Genomic DNA, 15,476 nt, shown 5'->3' on the forward strand with positions numbered 1-15,476 from the left:
CCCCACGAAATCCACGTCAACACTTAACTTAGGGTTTATTGCAGTACCACCAGTAAGCCTGCCAGACACCCCGCCAAGCGGCTATCTATAAGGAAGACATAACAACTCGACATATTCAGGCGCCCCCACGAGTCGCCAGCAGGTGAAGCATGCAATTGGCTGACTCAACAGATGCACGACAAAGCCCCCCCCCCCAATGCTCCACGACATCTATATAGTCATATCCCTAATTTGACCTTAAGGGTTTATCTCGTAACCCTCGCCACGAATTGCTTCTTCCACTTCGGCAACCGACAGCCGACTGCTCACCCGCACCTCACCGTCCGCTAGATCAACCTGTACCTCCGCCGCCTCATCCAATGCCTTCACTGCCTGGGTGATCGCCCGCACACAATGCTCGCAGGACATGCCCTGCACCTTGAACACTTGCATCTGTCACCTCCTTGATTCAGTTGAGGCCCGATACTGTCGAGGCCAGGCACAGTATTCGTCCTGCCACCGGGGCGAGGTCAAGACCACGACTTGTTCTATCGACCGACGTAGACCAGTCTGTAAGCAATCCTAGCGCGTGATGGAGGTGTCATATGCTCCGATCCTGCCTCTCGATGCTCGCTGGGCTGCTGGCACTCGCGACGGCACAAGCACAGCTGGTGCCGCCGGCCACTTCCCATGCCAACAGCTATGCAGTGTTGATCGTCTCGCGTGAGCGCCTGGAAGCAGCCACGTCCTGCGAGATTGGCCTGTTTTTACACGACCAGTTGGCTGCACGCCTGTATCAAGGCCAGTCGGTGGCCTTCAACCTGCCGCCCGGCGAGGTATCGCTGCGTCTCCAGTTGATTGCCAGCGGCACCTGCCATGCAGGCATTCAGCAGCCCAACCTGCAACGCCTCAGCCTGCGCGCTGGCGAGGTACGCCACTACCGCATCGCCCGGCGCAGTGTTGGACTGTACCTGATCGCTACTCCGGCCAGCCTATAACACAGGGCTTGACCTTACCCATGGGTCAAGGTTGATCCTACCGACGAACTCAACGGAGATCGTCCATGTCCAGCCTGACCACCTTTGACCTGCCTATCAGTGGCATGACCTGCGCCAGCTGCGCCGGTCGGGTCGAGCGCGCCTTACGCAAACTACCGGAAGTCATTAGCGCCAGCGTCAACCTGGCCAGTGAACAGGCGCGCGTCGAGGCACCACGCGAAAGCTTGGCGAAGCTGCTCGCGGCGATCGAGGGCGCCGGCTATGAGGTGCCCAGCGAACGCCTGGAACTGGCCATCGACGGCATGACCTGCGCTAGCTGTGTTGGCCGAGTCGAACGTGCGCTGGCCAAGCAGCCGGGCGTGCTGGCGGTCAGCGTCAACCTGGCCACCGAGCAGGCGCAACTGCAAGTAGCACCTGGTCTCGATCCGCATCTATTGTTACAAGCCATCGGCAACGCCGGTTACTCCGCCAGCCTGGTGGATAGCGTCTCTCCAGCGCAGCCCACTGCCGACACGCACCTGCGGCGCGAGCGCTGGGCGCTGGTGCTGGCCCTGCTGTTGGCCGCACCACTGGTTGTACCCATGCTGCTTGAGCCATTCGGCGTGCATTGGATGCTGCCAGCCTGGGTGCAGTTCGCCCTGGCCACGCCGGTGCAGTTCGTGCTCGGCGCGCGCTTCTACCGCGCGGCATGGCAGGCCCTGCGCGCCGGCGCCGGCAATATGGATCAGCTGGTCGCCATCGGCACCAGCGCCGGCTATGGCCTGAGTCTGTATCAATGGGCAATTACTCCGGCGGGGCAGATGCCCCACCTGTACTTCGAGGCATCGGCGGTGATCATCGCCCTGATCCTGCTCGGCAAATACCTGGAGAGCCGGGCCAAACGCCAGACCAGCAGCGCCATCCGCGCCCTGCAGGCGCTACGTCCAGATCAGGCACTGCGCCTGCGCGACGGCCAGGAAGAAATGGTGGCGCTGAGTGCTCTGGCCCTGGGCGACCAGATCGTGGTCAAACCCGGCGAACGCTTCCCCATCGACGGCCAGGTGCTGGAAGGGCAGAGCCACGCGGATGAAGCGCTGATCAGCGGTGAGAGCCTGCCGCAGGCCAAGCAGCCCGGCGACAAGGTCACCGCAGGCGCAATCAACGGCGAAGGCCGTTTGTTGATCGAAACCAACGCCCTCGGCGCGGAAACAGTACTGGCGCAGATCATCCGCCTGGTCGAAGACGCCCAGGCGGCCAAGGCACCGATCCAGAAACTGGTAGACCGGGTGAGCCAGGTCTTCGTGCCGGCGGTGCTGCTGATCGCCCTGGGCACCTTGATCGTCTGGCTGCTGCTCGGCGCGCCATTGGCCAGCGCCATGCTCAATGCCGTAGCGGTGCTGGTGATCGCCTGCCCCTGCGCCCTCGGTCTGGCCACGCCTACCGCGATCATGGCCGGCACCGGCGTGGCTGCGCGCCACGGCATTCTGATCAAGGACGCCGAAGCACTGGAAGTCGCCCATGGCGTGACGGTCGTGGCCTTCGACAAGACCGGCACCCTCACCTCCGGCACCCCGCAGATTGCCCACCTGCAAGCGGTCGACGGCGACGAACAAGCGCTGCTGCAACTGGCCGGCGCCCTGCAACGCGGCAGCGAACACTCGCTGGCCAAGGCGGTATTGGATGCCTGCTCGGCACGACAGCTGACGTTACCCCCGGTCAGTGACAGCCAGGCCCTGGCCGGGCGCGGCATCGCCGGGCAGGTTGACGGTCGCAAGCTGGCCTTGGGCAACCGTCGACTGCTGCAGGACAGTGATCTGCACAGTCGTGTGCAAGGGGGAGAACTGGCGTTATCGGCGCAAGCCTGGGAGTCCGAGGGACGCACCCTGTCCTGGCTGATCGAGCAGGCCCCCGAGCCGCGCGTGCTCGGCCTGTTTGCCTTCGGTGACACGCTGAAAGACGGTGCCACCGAGGCTGTCGCCCAGCTGAAGCGCCAGGGCATCGACAGCCACCTGATCAGCGGCGATAACCAGGGCAGCGTCAAGGCCGTCGCCAGCACCCTGGGCATCGACGCAGTGCATGCCGAAGTGCTGCCAGGAGACAAGGCGGCGATTGTCGGCGAATTGAAAAAGACCGGCGTGGTGGCAATGGTTGGCGACGGTATCAACGATGCTCCCGCGCTGGCCGCTGCCGATGTTGGCATCGCCATGGGCAGCGGTACCGATGTGGCCATGCACGCCGCAGGCATCACGCTGATGCGCGGCGACCCGCGCCTGGTACCCGCCGCCCTGGATATCAGTCGGCGCACCTATAACAAAATCCGCCAGAACCTGTTCTGGGCCTTCGTCTACAACCTGGTGGGTATCCCGCTGGCCGCCGCCGGCCTGCTCAACCCGATGGTGGCTGGCGCCGCCATGGCGCTGTCCAGCGTCAGCGTGGTGAGCAACGCCCTGCTGTTGAAGACCTGGAAACCGAAAGACTACGACTGACACTTCGGAGAGCATCCATGAACATCGGCCAAGCCGCGAAGAAGACCGGTCTGAGCGCGAAGATGATCCGCTATTACGAGAGCATCGATCTGTTGCCGGCCGCAGGTCGTAGCGACAGCGGCTACCGGCAATACAGCCCGCAGGACTTGCATCGCCTGGCGTTTATCAAGCGCGCGCGGGATCTGGGGTTTCCCCTGGCCGAGGTCGGCAAACTGCTGGCCCTGTGGCAGGACCGCCAGCGCGCCAGCGCCGACGTCAAAGCCCTGGCCGCACAGCATATCGCCGAGTTGAACCTGAAGATTGCCGAACTGTGCGGCCTGCGCGACACCCTGCAGGTCCTGCTCGAGCACTGCCAGGGCGATGATCGGCCGGACTGCCCGATTATCAAGGACCTGGAGTCTAACGGCTGCCATCGCCCGCAGTCTGGATGACATACGCGGACATCTATGTGTACCGCCTTGACCCGGATTTTATCCGGGCTACGGGGCCGCAGCTAAAGGGCGCGTTGCAGCGCCTGGCAATCCACCGCGAAGTGATCGGTCAACTCCGGCCAGAGGTTCTCCGGCAAATTGACCAGCACGCCGCACGCGCCTGCAGCACGGGCGCACTCCAGGTCGAAGCGGTAGTCGCCGACCATCACCAGTTCGGCGGGCGCCACCTGCCAGCGCTCGGCCAGTTGCAGCAAGCCACCGGGATGCGGTTTAGGCGGTGCCTCGTCGCGACCGAGGATATCGGCCGTGGAGAAACAATCGCCCAGACCAATCGCCTGCAAGGTCAACAGGGCCAACTCATGGGCGTTGCGCGTCAGAATGCCGAGCCGACAATCGCGCGACTGCAGCGCGCGCACCAACTCGATGGCGCCGGCTGCAGGGCGGGCATTGAGCGCCAGCTCCCGCTCATGCTCCAGCAACCAGGCGTGCTTGGCCGCCGCTTCGTCTTCAGGCAGCGCCGCCAGGTGATGAAGGATGTCGTGCTCCAGAGGGATGTCCAGCACCCGCTTGATAGCCTCGAAATCATGCACCGCCAGGGTCAGGGTGCCGTCCATGTCAAACACCCAGTGGCGCGCGGCACTCAGCTTCACTTCCAATCCTCACGCACGCGGGTCAGGCCTTCCTGGGCCACCGAGGCGACCAACTGGCCCTGACGGTTGAAGATACTGCCACGGGAGAAACCACGGGCGTTGCCGGCCCAGGGACTGTCCATGGCGTACAGCAGCCAGTCATCCATGCGCAGGTTGCCATGGAACCACAGGGAGTGGTCGAGGCTGGCGACCTGCATGAACTTCTGCCACACCGACACGCCGTGGGGCAGCATCGAGGTGGTCAGCAGGTTGAAGTCCGAGGCATAGCCAAGGATGTACTTGTGGATCGCCGGCGTGTCCGGCAGCTCACCGTCGGCGCGGAACCACACGTACTTCACCGGTTCGCTCGGCTCCGGCGCGAAGGGGTTGCCGACCGTAACCGGGCGGATTTCGATCGGCTTGGCACTCACCGCGCGCTCACGCATGCGCTCCGGCAGTGAGGCGGCGACCTGCAGGGCCAGCTCGGTTTCCGACTTCAAGTTTTCCGGCCCCGGTACATCGGGCATCTCGATCTGGTGATGGAAGCCTTCTTCGTCGTACTGGAACGAGGCGCTGCAAGTGAAGATCGGCTTGCCCTTCTGGATCGCCATCACCCGCCGCGTGCTGAAGCTGCCGCCGTCACGCACCCGGTCGACCTGATACACCACCGGCAGTGTGGCATCGCCGGGGCGCAGGAAATAACCGTGCAGCGAATGCACATGGCGATCGTCTTCGACCGTCTGACTGGCGGCGGAGACGCACTGGCCGAGCACCTGCCCGCCGAACAGCTGACGGAAGCCAAGATCCTGACTGACGCCGCGAAACAGGTTCTCTTCGATGGCCTCAAGGCTCAACAGGGCCACCAGTTCGTCCAACACCTGACTCATGCGTATTCTCCTGAAGCCGCTCTAACTTGGCGGCAAGCGTAATTCGGGGTAGGCCGGCAGGGAGCACAAGCGCTCATCCCACACGGCGCGACCAAGGGTGAAATGGTAAAGGCTTTGCCAGCGGCTGTCGGCTAATCCGAGCAATTCATGTACCGCGTCATCGAAATAGCAGCCGATACCGGTGGCCGATAGCCCCGCGGCCTCGGCTTCCAGATAAAGCAGTTGACCGATCTGCCCACACTCCCAATACAGCCGCGGATAACGCCAGGCGCCAGCCGCCAGGGCAAGGTCGAAACGGCTGAGCATGGCCAGGGCCACGCAGCCGTCGCTGGCGATATCCTGGCCGCACGAGAGAAACTCGGCCAGACCACGGGCATCGCCCTCGAGCAACCTATATAGAGGCAGCTGCTCGTGTACCCGCTGCCAGAGAAAATCCTCGCGCAAGCCGCTTTGCACCTGCCCATCGACCCGCGCCAGCCAGTACAACCCCGGCATCAGCCCCTGCACCCGATGGACGAACAGCAGCAGATCGACCTGCGCCGGCTCGCCGCTCACCGCCAGGGGCACCGGCGAACTGGCCGGCATCACACGTTGCAGCCAGGCAAACAGCAGGTCGGCGTGAATGCCGCTCTTGGCATCCATGGCCTGCGCGCTGCGGCGCCGATGCAGTAAGGGCCGCAATGGCAAGCCGGGATTGTCCGCCTGCGCACGCCCCACTTCCACCCGCCAGGGCTGCGCGGGCAACGCCGGGGCGCGACAGAGTGGCTGCACCCGCGCCAACTCCGACCAGTCACGGTACTGGCGCGACAGGCGATTGGGCGTGCCCGTCACGTCCAGAGCCGCCAAGCCTTGCAGCAGACTCATCGGCAAGGGGAATTCTGCATCCTGCGGCGGACCGACCCACAACAGGCAATCGACATGCTCGGCCTCATGAAAGCCGTCTCGGTCCAGGCCGAACACGCCATCCAACTGCGCCTCGGCTACGCCGCGCAGCATGCGTACCTGCCAGCCCAGGCTACTGGCGGCGATGGCCAGCGCGGCCAGGGCGTGACCGAGGTCGTGCTGGCAGTAGCGGTAGGCGCGCTCGCCGTACTTCCACGCCTCGCGCCAGGGAATGCTGGCCAGCGCCAGCAGACAGCCGCCCACCGGCAGCGCCTGATTCAGCTGCAGGGCCAACGGCGCTGGCAGCTCGGCGCGCACCTCCAGGGCGTGGGCATCCGCCGTGTAATGCGTGAGCAGCGCGCCCCCCTCCAGGCTGCCCGCGGGTAGCAACAGATAGGCCTCGGTGGGGTGCAGGTTGCCGGACGAGGGATTGACCCGCAGCGTCCAGCGATTACCGCCGGCCTCCTTCCAGGCCGACAACGCCAGACTGTCGTACAGCAGTTGCGAGACGCTGGCTCGATTCAGCGGCGCCGGCTTGGCCAACGGCGCGGCAAATACCTCGTCGTATCCCGGCGACTCCTCCAGAGGGCGGTGGTGCAGCTCAATCAGCCGCGCGCCGTTATAACGGCGAAACGCGGCCGGCTGGGTCGCCCAGTCGAGCTGTCCCGGCCCGGTAGCAAAGCGCTGCGGCTGATGCTTGCTCAGTTGGTGATAGGCGCACACCTGCTGTAACGGACTCATCGGCCCGCCTCCCAGTCGCTGCGGCGCAGGCGGTACAGCACATGAGGACGCAGACGGTGCCCCGCAGGCAATGCCGGGTGTTCGAAATCCTCCGCCGGGTCGCGCTGCATGCCGATAGCCCGCATGACCTGCTGCGACGCCAGGTTATCCACCGCGGTGAACGAGACGATCTGCTCCAGGCCCAGCCGCGTGAAGCCGCAGGCCAGGGCCGCGCGCGCAGCCTCGCTGGCAAAACCCTGGTGCCAGTGGGAACGGGCCAGACGCCAGGCGATCTCCACAGCCGGGCAGAAGCCTGCGTCGAAGGCCACCGGACGCAAACCGGTAAAGCCGATGAAGGCGCCACTGTCCTTGCGCTCGAGGGCCCAGAAGCCGAAGCCATGACGGGCGAAATCCGCCTCGATGCGCTCGATCTGCTGCTCGCTCTCGGCGCGACTCAGGCAAGCAGGAAAATGCCGCATCACCTCGGGGTCGTCATTCAGCTCGGCGAAGGCCGCATGGTCTTCAGCGCGCCAGCGGCGCAGCGACAGGCGCGGGCTGTCTAGTTCGATCTGGGCAGGCATCGGCCCTCCGCTTGAGTGAAACCGGGCAGCACCGCCATACTCAGGCGCTGCGAGAAAAGAGCCATATTGTATGCGCCTGCCGCTGGTCTATCACGACGACTACAGCCCGCCCTTCCCGGCCGGGCACCGCTTCCCCATGGAGAAGTTCCGCCTGCTGCGCGACCACCTGGTCGACAGCGGCCTGACCTGCGATGCCGAGTTGCTGCGCCCCGAACTGTGCCCGCCGGAAATTCTCGGCCTGGCCCATTGCCCCTCTTATATAGAGCGTTTTCGCAGCGGCGATCTCGGCCGCGAAGAACAGCGACGCCTCGGCCTGCCCTGGAGCGAGGCCCTGGCGCAACGCACCATGCGCGCGGTCGGTGGTTCGCTGCTGGCCGCCGAACAGGCGCTGCAGCACGGCCTGGCCTGCCACCTGGCCGGCGGCACCCACCATGCCCACTACGATCACCCGGCGGGTTTCTGCATCTTCAACGACCTGGCGGTGATCAGCCATTACCTACTGGCTGCAGGCCGGGTGCAGCGCGTGCTGATCTTCGACTGCGACGTGCACCAGGGCGACGGCACCGCGCGCATCCTCAAGGACACCCCGGAAGCGATCACCGTCTCCTTGCACTGCGAGAAGAACTTCCCCGCACGCAAGGCCGACAGCGACTGGGACATTCCCCTGCCGATGGGCATGGGCGATGCCGACTACCTGAGGGTGGTCGACGATGCGCTGAACTACCTGCTGCCGCTGTACCAACCGGACATCGTGCTCTATGACGCCGGCGTCGACGTGCATAAGGACGATGCCCTGGGCTATCTGAAATTGACCGACCAGGGCCTCGCCGAGCGCGACGCACGGGTGCTCCAGCACTGTCTGAGCCGCGACATTCCGGTGGTCGGGGTGATTGGCGGTGGTTACGACAAGGATCGAGAAGTATTGGCCCGGCGCCACGGTATCCTCCACCACAGCGCGGCGCAGGTCTGGGCTGAGCGCAGACTGGGTTGAGGCCGAGAAGCCGAACGCCCTGCAACGCCCCATTGCAGGCGTTATCCCGTCAGAACCAGACAGCCTGACGTCATGTCCACTGACATTGCCTCGAGTAGCCCGGATGCAATCCGGGGCGCAATCACACCCGCTGTCCAGGCGTCGCGGATTTCATCCGGGCTACTGGCTGCCGGCGCCTCGGGTAGAATGCGCCACCCACCACTATGACCAGCGCCCTTCTAATGACCGATATAGCCACCTCCTCGACTCATTCGGTTGCCATCATCGGCGGTGGCCCGGCGGGCCTGATGGCGGCCGAAGTGCTGGCACTGGCCGGGGTCAAGGTCGAGCTGTTCGATGCCATGCCGTCGGTGGGGCGCAAGTTCCTGCTGGCCGGAGTGGGCGGGATGAACATCACCCACTCCGAAGCGAAAGAGCCATTCCTGACGCGCTACGGCGAGCGCAGCGCAGAGATCGCCCGGCTGCTCGCCGAGTTCGACGCCGAGGCGCTGCGCAGCTGGATTCATAACCTCGGCATCGACACGTTCGTCGGTACGTCCGGCCGGGTGTTCCCCACCGACATGAAGGCCGCGCCGCTGCTGCGCGCCTGGCTCAAGCGCCTGCGCGAACACGGCGTGGCGATCCACACGCGCCGGCGTTGGCTGGGCTGGACCGACGGTGGCGCGTTGCGCATCGCCACGCCCGCAGGCGAGATTGCCGTACAGGCCGACGCCACCCTGCTGGCCCTGGGCGGTGGCAGCTGGGCGCGACTCGGTTCGGACGGCGCCTGGGCGGCGCTGCTGCAGGCGCGCGGTATTGCGATTGCGCCGCTGCAGGCCAGCAATTGTGGCTTCGAGGTGGCGGGCTGGAGTCCGTTGCTACAAGACAAATTCGCCGGCGCACCACTGAAGAACGTGAGCCTGCGCCTGGATGACGAAGCGCCGCGCCTGGGCGAATTCGTCCTCACCCGCAGTGGCATCGAGGGCAGCCTGGTGTATGCGCTGTCGGCGCGTATTCGTCAGCGGATCGATCAACAGGGTTCGGCCACCATCGTGCTCGACCTGTTACCGCAAAGCCCTTTGGACAAACTGCACCGAGCGCTGAGCAAGCCACGCGGTTCGCATTCGATGGCCAAGCACCTGCATCGCCAGGTCGGCATCGACGGGGTGAAAGCCGCGCTGTTACGCGAGCTGACCAACGCCGAGCAAATCAACGATCCGGCGCAACTGGCCGCTGCGCTCAAGGGGCTGCCCATCACCCTGGTCAGACCGCGGCCCCTGGATGAAGCTATCAGCAGCGCCGGTGGCGTGCCCTTCGAGCAACTTGATGAACAGCTGATGCTCAGACAACTGCCTGGCGTATTCTGCGCCGGCGAGATGCTCGACTGGGAGGCACCGACCGGGGGCTACCTGCTCACCGCCTGCTTTGCCAGCGGGCGCCAGGCGGGTCTGGGCATGTTGCACTGGTTGCAGGCAAAACCCACCGACTAGAGCCTTAGAGGCCCTTTTGGTGAGTCGATTGCACAGTTAGCGGGCCCCACCTCCTCCCCGTTACATGCCAAGTCAGCTGCCCCCTTATCGCCTGCTCGTAAACAGCAGCTTCCGCCAGCCAGCGGCAGCGCGGCATTGGGCTTAGCCGGCGGCAGGGGCTATGCTTGCGCCAAGCCGACACAGAGCGGCTCCCGATCCACGCGCACAGGTAGCCCCTCAACCGTGACTCCCTTGTTGGTCTGCGATGACTCGAACATGGCGCGCAAGCAATTGATCCGCGCCCTCCCCGCCGAATGGCCGGTGACCATCAGCCAGGCGGCCAACGGCCAGGAAGCCCTGGCGATCATTCGCCAGGGTCAGGTCAAGGTGATGTTACTGGACCTGACCATGCCGGAGTTTGACGGCTACCAGACCCTCGCTGCGCTACGGGCCGAAGGCTTGCCGTGCAAGGTGGTGGTGGTTTCCGGCGATATTCAGGAAGAAGCCCTTCGTCGCGTCAAGGAACTCGGCGCCCTGGCCTTCCTGAAGAAACCGGCCGACCCCGACACCTTGCGCAGCACCCTGATCGAGCACGGCCTGTTCGATCCCCAGGCGCCGTCCACGGCCATGAGTCCACCTGCGGCGCAGATTGAGCTGAAGGTGAATTTCCGCGACGCCCTGCGCGAAGTCAGCAACGTCGCCATGGGCCGTGCCGCCGCGCTGCTGGCCAAGGTGCTCGGGGTATTCGTCAAGCTGCCGGTGCCGCAGGTGAATATCTTCGAAGTCAGCGAGCTGCATATGACGCTCACCGACGCCCAACGCGGCGAACGCCTGAGCGCGGTGTGCCAGGGCTTTATCGGCGATGGCATCGCCGGCGAGGCGCTGCTGCTGTTCCACGACTCGGAAGTCGCCGATATGGCGCGCCTGCTCCAGTGGCAGCCGAAGGACGATAACGAAACGTCGGAGATGCTCATCGACCTCGCCAGCATCCTCACCGGCGCCTGCCTGGCCGGGATCGCCGAACAGATCGACGTGCGCTTCTCCCAGGGACATCCGCAACTGCTCGGCCAGCACGCCTCGATCGAGCGGCTGATCCACCTCAACCAACGCCGCTGGAAGAAGACCCTGGCGGTGGAGATCAGCTACAGCCTGGAGGATCACAACATTCACTTTGACCTGCTGCTGTTGTTCACCGAGGACTCGATCAAGCGCCTGACCAACAAAATTCGCTACCTGATGGACTGACCAGCATGTCTACCCAGATCGATATCAAAGAAGTCCACTGGCTGCTCGACATCGTGCAGTGCATCGACGTTGGCGTGATCGTGCTCGACCGCCAATACCAGGTGGAGGTGTGGAACAGCTTCATGGAGAACCACTCCGGCATGGGTCCGGACGAGGTACATGGCAGACCGCTGTTCGAGCTGTTCCCGGAAATCGACGAAACCTGGCTACGCCGTAAGGTGGACACCGTGGTGCAACTCGGCACCCGGGCCTTCAGCCTGTGGGAGCAGCGCCCCTACCTGGTGCACTTCAAGAGCTACCAGCCGATTACTGGCCAGGAAGATTTCATGTACCAGAACGTCACGCTGCTGCCGCTGAGCGGCGCCAGCGGTGAGGTCGACCATCTGTGCCTGGTGATCTACGACATGACCGCCGCCGCCACCCATAAGAAGCAACTGACCGCGAGCCAGGTCGCGCACTAGCCGAGCCTAGCCCGGCATCCATGAGTGCGCACCCCTGGCGGCGCCCCTCGCGAACTACGGCTTTCTACCGCCCTTGGCCGGCCCGCCACCGAAACTCGGCACCTTGCGCACCGCCTTGATCGGCGGTGCTGCTGGCTCGTCGCTCTCCAGCCAACGGCCGAGACTGCCCCCTTTGCCGCCGCCCACCACCTTGGCTTTCTTCGGCTTCTTCGGCTTTTTCACCACTTGGCCGCCGGCCAGGGTCTGCGGCACCCGATGGTCGGGAATGAAATCAGGCTCGTCGACGCGTTTGAGCACCTGTTGAATCAGCGCCTCGATGGCCGACAGGTGCTGCACCTCGTCGGCGCACACCAACGACACCGCCTGGCCGGTGGCGCCGGCACGCCCAGTACGGCCGATTCGGTGCACGTAGTCTTCGGCGACGATCGGCAGGTCGAAGTTGACCACCAGGGGCAGATCGTCGATATCCAGGCCGCGAGCCGCCACGTCGGTGGCCACCAGTACCTTCACCTCGTTGTTCTTGAAGCGTTGCAACGCGCGCAGCCGGGTCGGTTGCGGCTTGTCGCCGTGAATCGCGTCGGCGCTGATGCCCTGGCGCTGCAGTTCAGCTTCCAGCTCGTCGACGCCCTTGCGGGTCTTGACGAACACCAGCACCTGACTCCAGCGCTGGCTCCGATACAGGTGCAGGAACAGCTCGGCCTTGCGCTTCTTGTCCACCGGGATCAGCCACTGCTTGACCGATTTGGCCGCCGCATTGCGCGGGCTGACCTCGATACTCAGCGGGTCGCGCAGCAGTTCCTTGGCCATGCCGCGGATGGCCTCGGAGAAGGTCGCGGAAAACAGCAGGGTCTGGCGTTTTTTCGGCAAGGCGCAGAACAGATCGTCCAGTTCGCGGGCGAAGCCCAGGTCGAGCATGCGGTCGGCTTCGTCGAGTACCAGGGTCTGCAACTGGTTGAACTTCACCGCGTTCTGCCGATAAAGATCGAGCAAGCGCCCAGGCGTCGCCACCAGCACGTCGAGACCCTTGCGCAGCTTCATCATCTGCGGGTTGATGCTGACCCCGCCGTACACCGCATAGCTGCGCAACGGCAGGTGCTGGCCATAGGTCAGAAAACTCTGCTGCACCTGCTCGGCCAGCTCGCGAGTCGGCACCAGCACCAGCGCGCGCACCGAGTTACTGGCCACATTCGGCCCTTCCATCATCAAGCGCTGCAACAGCGGCAGGGCGAAACCGGCGGTCTTGCCAGTGCCGGTCTGCGCCGCGGCCATCAGATCGCGCCCCGCCAGTACCGCAGGAATGGCTTCGGCCTGCACCGGTGTGGGCGCGACATAGTCGAGGCTGTCGAGGGTGCGCAGTAATGGATCGATAAGACCGAGGGAGGCGAATGTCATGAGGGTAACCAGAACCAGGAAAGCGGATGTGCGAATGCGCGCAGTTTACCCTGAGCAGCGCCTATCGGCCCGTTTCTGTTGCCCTGACGGCCGCGTGAACCGGCAGATCTGTCTGGACCTCGGTGCAGTTCCGCCAACCCTCCGAACCCTGCGGCCGACTGGGGGTCTCTAACCTGCGGTCTACACTGTGCGGGACCAGGCGGCTCGGTAGATCCCCCAGCGGACAACGCGATTGGCTTATCGCCTGGGCACCCGGTAGGGTGAGCCTGTATTAACGACTCAACATGGAGATCAGCGAAGCATGCAGACAACCACAGGATTCGGCTTCAGCGCGCGAGTGGCCGCCTTACTGGCCATGGCCGCACTGTTGACTGGCTGCGGCATCAACAACATTCCCACTTACGACGAACAGGTCAAGGCGGCCTGGTCTCAGGTGGAAAACCAGTATCAGCGTCGCGCAGATCTGGTGCCCAACCTGGTGGAAACCGTCAAAGGCTTCGCCAAACAGGAACAGGAAACCCTGGTGGCGGTGATCGAAGCCCGCGCCAAGGCCACCTCCATTCAGGTAGACGCCAGCACCCTGGACGATCCGCAGAAACTGCGCCAGTTCCAGCAGGCACAGGAACAGCTCAGCGGCGCCCTGAGCCGCTTGATGGCGGTCTCCGAACGCTATCCCGACCTGAAGTCAAACCAGAACTTCCTGGCCCTGCAATCCCAGCTGGAAGGCACGGAAAACCGCATCGCGGTGGCCCGTCGCGACTTCATTACCTCGGTCGAACGCTACAACACCGAGATCCGCACCTTCCCGGGGCGCATCTGGCACAGCCTGATGTACAGCGACATGTCAGTGCGGGAGAACTTCGAAGCCACGGCACCTAAGGCGGACAAAGCGCCCGAAGTGAAATTCTGATGTCCGCAGTACTGCGCCTGCCGCTGCTCTTGCTACTGTCGGCCTGGGCTTGCCTGGCCCAGGCCCAGCCCGAGTTCCCCGCGCTGAGCGGACGGGTGGTGGATCAGGCCGAGATGCTCGATGCGCAGAGCGAAGCAAGACTGACGCAACAGCTGGCAGCGCATGAGCAAGCCAGCAGCGAGCAAGTGGTGGTGGTGACACTGGAGAACCTGCAAGGCGTCCCCATCGAGGAATTCGGTTATCAGCTGGGCCGGCACTGGGGCATCGGCCAAAAAGGCAAGGATAACGGTGCCCTGCTGTTGATCGCCCGTGACGAACGCAAAATCCGCATCGAGGTCGGCTATGGCCTGGAGGGCCGCCTGACCGATGCGCAATCCTCGGTGATCATCAATCAGGTCATCAGCCCCGCCTTCAAGGGGGGTGATTTCGCCAAGGGCATCAGCGACGGCGTTACGGCGATCCTCCAGGTGCTCGGAGGTCAACCCCTGGTCGATAGCGCGAAGCCGGAGAAACAGGCCAAAGCGATCCCCTTCTTCGTCTTGCTGATGGTCATCCTCGGTCTGATCGGCGGCGGCCGTGGCGGACGCCGTGGCCTGCTGCTGGGCGGGCTTCTGGCTGCAGGTATGGGCCGTGGCGGCTCCGGCGGCGGCTTTGGTGGCGGCGGTGGTTTTGGCGGTGGTGGCGGCGGCTTTGGTGGCGGCGGTGCTTCCGGCGGCTGGTAATTCAATTCAACGAGTAGACGAGCCCCATGGCGTTATTGAGTGCAAGTGAACAACAACAGGTCGCCCAGGCGATCAGCGCGGTCGAGCGCGAGACCGATGCCGAACTGGTCACCGTATTGGCGGCCAGAGCGGACGACTACACCTATATCCCGCTGCTCTGGGCCAGCCTGCTGGCGCTGCTGGTACCCGGTGCGATCAATTACTTTGGTGCCTGGCTGAGCGCCCAGGAGCTGTTGTTGGTGCAGTGGCTGAGCTTTGCCGGCTTGAGCCTGCTGCTGCGCATCCCGTCACTCACCACTCGGCTGATACCGCGTGCCGTGCGTCACTGGCGCGCCTCCAATCTGGCACGGCGGCAGTTCCTCGAGCACAACCTGCACCACACCTCTGGCGGAACCGGCATGCTGATCTTCGTCTCGGAAGCCGAACACTATGTGGAGATTCTGGTCGACCGGGGCATTTCCAGCCGACTGCCCGACGCGACCTGGCAAGCCATAGTCATGGACTTCACTCAGCGGGTGAAACGCGGCGAAACCCTGCAGGGCTTTCTCGGCTGCATCCAGGCCTGCGGCGAGCACCTCAAGCAGCACCTGCCCGCCACCAGCGAACGCAACGAGCTGCCCAATCACCTGGTGATCCTGCCCTGAGTCATTCAGATCATCGAGGTGCTGCTGAGTCGAAGGATAAAAGGAACAGGAGTGGGTAATAAATACACCACTCCCCTTTGATAGAGGCTAT

Annotated in this window: 16 protein-coding genes; 10 read left to right on the forward strand and 6 right to left on the reverse strand. The window is 64.2% G+C overall.

Annotated elements, in window-relative coordinates; all coding sequences use genetic code 11:
* Positions 1-237: 237 nt before the first annotated feature.
* Positions 238-432: a heavy-metal-associated domain-containing protein gene (locus TMS3_RS22530; RefSeq protein WP_025167561.1), complete on the reverse strand. Its 195-nt coding sequence runs from the start codon at positions 430-432 to the stop codon at positions 238-240.
* Between the two features lie 152 nt (positions 433-584).
* On the opposite strand from TMS3_RS22530, the gene TMS3_RS22535 reads away from it, so the two are divergent.
* The 3 genes from TMS3_RS22535 (at position 585) to cueR (ending at position 3,873) form a co-directional block, all read left to right on the forward strand.
* Positions 585-977 carry a hypothetical protein gene (locus tag TMS3_RS22535; RefSeq protein ID WP_025167562.1) on the forward strand — a complete coding sequence of 131 codons (393 nt, stop codon included), beginning with the start codon at positions 585-587 and terminating at the stop codon, positions 975-977.
* A gap of 65 nt (positions 978-1,042) precedes the next feature.
* Positions 1,043-3,442: a heavy metal translocating P-type ATPase gene (locus tag TMS3_RS22540; protein ID WP_025167563.1), complete on the forward strand. Its 2,400-nt coding sequence runs from the start codon at positions 1,043-1,045 to the stop codon at positions 3,440-3,442.
* Positions 3,443-3,459: 17 nt separating this feature from the next.
* Positions 3,460-3,873: a Cu(I)-responsive transcriptional regulator gene (gene cueR / locus TMS3_RS22545; protein ID WP_025167564.1), complete on the forward strand. Its 414-nt coding sequence runs from the start codon at positions 3,460-3,462 to the stop codon at positions 3,871-3,873.
* 62 nt (positions 3,874-3,935) lie between these two features.
* On the opposite strand, the gene TMS3_RS22550 is transcribed toward cueR, so the two are convergent.
* Genes TMS3_RS22550 through TMS3_RS22565 form a run of 4 tightly spaced genes read right to left on the reverse strand, consistent with a single transcriptional unit; the run spans position 3,936 to position 7,572 of the window.
* Positions 3,936-4,523 (reverse strand): HAD family hydrolase, encoded by a 588-nt coding sequence (locus TMS3_RS22550; protein ID WP_025167565.1) that lies wholly within the window; start codon positions 4,521-4,523, stop codon positions 3,936-3,938.
* Positions 4,520-5,389, reverse strand: a complete 870-nt coding sequence (tesB, locus tag TMS3_RS22555) for an acyl-CoA thioesterase II (protein ID WP_025167566.1) — start codon at positions 5,387-5,389, stop codon at positions 4,520-4,522. Before tesB ends, TMS3_RS22550 begins: the two co-directional genes overlap by 4 nt.
* Before the next feature lie 21 nt (positions 5,390-5,410).
* The gene (locus TMS3_RS22560) at positions 5,411-7,012 is read right to left on the reverse strand and encodes a SagB/ThcOx family dehydrogenase (RefSeq protein ID WP_025167567.1); all 1,602 of its coding nucleotides are present in this window, start codon (positions 7,010-7,012) and stop codon (positions 5,411-5,413) included.
* The gene (locus TMS3_RS22565) at positions 7,009-7,572 is read right to left on the reverse strand and encodes a GNAT family N-acetyltransferase (RefSeq protein WP_025167568.1); all 564 of its coding nucleotides are present in this window, start codon (positions 7,570-7,572) and stop codon (positions 7,009-7,011) included. The genes TMS3_RS22560 and TMS3_RS22565 overlap by 4 nt, the downstream gene beginning before the upstream one ends.
* A 70-nt stretch (positions 7,573-7,642) precedes the next feature.
* Here TMS3_RS22565 and TMS3_RS22570 point away from each other — a divergent pair, with 70 nt between their 5' ends.
* From TMS3_RS22570 to TMS3_RS22585, 4 genes are all read left to right on the forward strand, one after another.
* The gene (locus TMS3_RS22570; RefSeq protein WP_025167569.1) at positions 7,643-8,563 is read left to right on the forward strand and encodes a histone deacetylase family protein; all 921 of its coding nucleotides are present in this window, start codon (positions 7,643-7,645) and stop codon (positions 8,561-8,563) included.
* Positions 8,564-8,784: 221 nt separating this feature from the next.
* A complete protein-coding gene (locus TMS3_RS22575) occupies positions 8,785-10,032 on the forward strand; it encodes a TIGR03862 family flavoprotein (protein ID WP_025167570.1) in 1,248 nt (415 codons plus the stop codon).
* 222 nt (positions 10,033-10,254) lie between these two features.
* On the forward strand, positions 10,255-11,256 hold the full coding sequence (locus TMS3_RS22580) for a response regulator (protein ID WP_025167571.1): 1,002 nt from the start codon (positions 10,255-10,257) through the stop codon (positions 11,254-11,256).
* Between the two features lie 5 nt (positions 11,257-11,261).
* A complete protein-coding gene (locus TMS3_RS22585; protein WP_025167572.1) occupies positions 11,262-11,717 on the forward strand; it encodes a PAS domain-containing protein in 456 nt (151 codons plus the stop codon).
* 54 nt (positions 11,718-11,771) lie between these two features.
* Here TMS3_RS22585 and TMS3_RS22590 read toward each other — a convergent pair whose 3' ends face one another.
* Entirely contained in the window at positions 11,772-13,109 is a 1,338-nt protein-coding gene (locus TMS3_RS22590; RefSeq protein ID WP_025167573.1) for a DEAD/DEAH box helicase, read from the reverse strand.
* A gap of 301 nt (positions 13,110-13,410) precedes the next feature.
* Between TMS3_RS22590 and TMS3_RS22595 the strand changes: the two genes are divergently transcribed.
* Genes TMS3_RS22595 through TMS3_RS22605 form a run of 3 tightly spaced genes read left to right on the forward strand, consistent with a single transcriptional unit; the run spans position 13,411 to position 15,385 of the window.
* Positions 13,411-14,019: a LemA family protein gene (locus tag TMS3_RS22595; protein WP_025167574.1), complete on the forward strand. Its 609-nt coding sequence runs from the start codon at positions 13,411-13,413 to the stop codon at positions 14,017-14,019.
* Positions 14,019-14,741: a TPM domain-containing protein gene (locus TMS3_RS25785; protein WP_029866577.1), complete on the forward strand. Its 723-nt coding sequence runs from the start codon at positions 14,019-14,021 to the stop codon at positions 14,739-14,741. The genes TMS3_RS22595 and TMS3_RS25785 overlap by 1 nt, the downstream gene beginning before the upstream one ends.
* 26 nt (positions 14,742-14,767) lie before the next feature.
* Positions 14,768-15,385, forward strand: a complete 618-nt coding sequence (locus TMS3_RS22605) for a TPM domain-containing protein (RefSeq protein ID WP_025167576.1) — start codon at positions 14,768-14,770, stop codon at positions 15,383-15,385.
* Positions 15,386-15,476 lie beyond the last annotated feature (91 nt).

Source organism: Pseudomonas taeanensis MS-3 (assembly GCF_000498575.2).
Classification (GTDB): Bacteria; Pseudomonadota; Gammaproteobacteria; order Pseudomonadales; family Pseudomonadaceae; genus Aquipseudomonas; species Aquipseudomonas taeanensis.

Coding starts and splice junctions, on each gene's coding strand:
- tesB (WP_025167566.1), bottom strand. CDS start 5,389: ATGAGTCAGGTGTTGGACGAACTGGTGGCCCTGTTGAGCCTTGAGGCC.
- TMS3_RS22530 (WP_025167561.1), bottom strand. CDS start 432: ATGCAAGTGTTCAAGGTGCAGGGCATGTCCTGCGAGCATTGTGTGCGG.
- TMS3_RS22605 (WP_025167576.1), top strand. CDS start 14,768: ATGGCGTTATTGAGTGCAAGTGAACAACAACAGGTCGCCCAGGCGATC.
- TMS3_RS25785 (WP_029866577.1), top strand. CDS start 14,019: ATGTCCGCAGTACTGCGCCTGCCGCTGCTCTTGCTACTGTCGGCCTGG.
- cueR (WP_025167564.1), top strand. CDS start 3,460: ATGAACATCGGCCAAGCCGCGAAGAAGACCGGTCTGAGCGCGAAGATG.
- TMS3_RS22585 (WP_025167572.1), top strand. CDS start 11,262: ATGTCTACCCAGATCGATATCAAAGAAGTCCACTGGCTGCTCGACATC.
- TMS3_RS22595 (WP_025167574.1), top strand. CDS start 13,411: ATGCAGACAACCACAGGATTCGGCTTCAGCGCGCGAGTGGCCGCCTTA.
- TMS3_RS22570 (WP_025167569.1), top strand. CDS start 7,643: ATGCGCCTGCCGCTGGTCTATCACGACGACTACAGCCCGCCCTTCCCG.
- TMS3_RS22590 (WP_025167573.1), bottom strand. CDS start 13,109: ATGACATTCGCCTCCCTCGGTCTTATCGATCCATTACTGCGCACCCTC.
- TMS3_RS22575 (WP_025167570.1), top strand. CDS start 8,785: ATGACCGATATAGCCACCTCCTCGACTCATTCGGTTGCCATCATCGGC.
- TMS3_RS22565 (WP_025167568.1), bottom strand. CDS start 7,572: ATGCCTGCCCAGATCGAACTAGACAGCCCGCGCCTGTCGCTGCGCCGC.
- TMS3_RS22540 (WP_025167563.1), top strand. CDS start 1,043: ATGTCCAGCCTGACCACCTTTGACCTGCCTATCAGTGGCATGACCTGC.
- TMS3_RS22535 (WP_025167562.1), top strand. CDS start 585: ATGCTCCGATCCTGCCTCTCGATGCTCGCTGGGCTGCTGGCACTCGCG.
- TMS3_RS22560 (WP_025167567.1), bottom strand. CDS start 7,012: ATGAGTCCGTTACAGCAGGTGTGCGCCTATCACCAACTGAGCAAGCAT.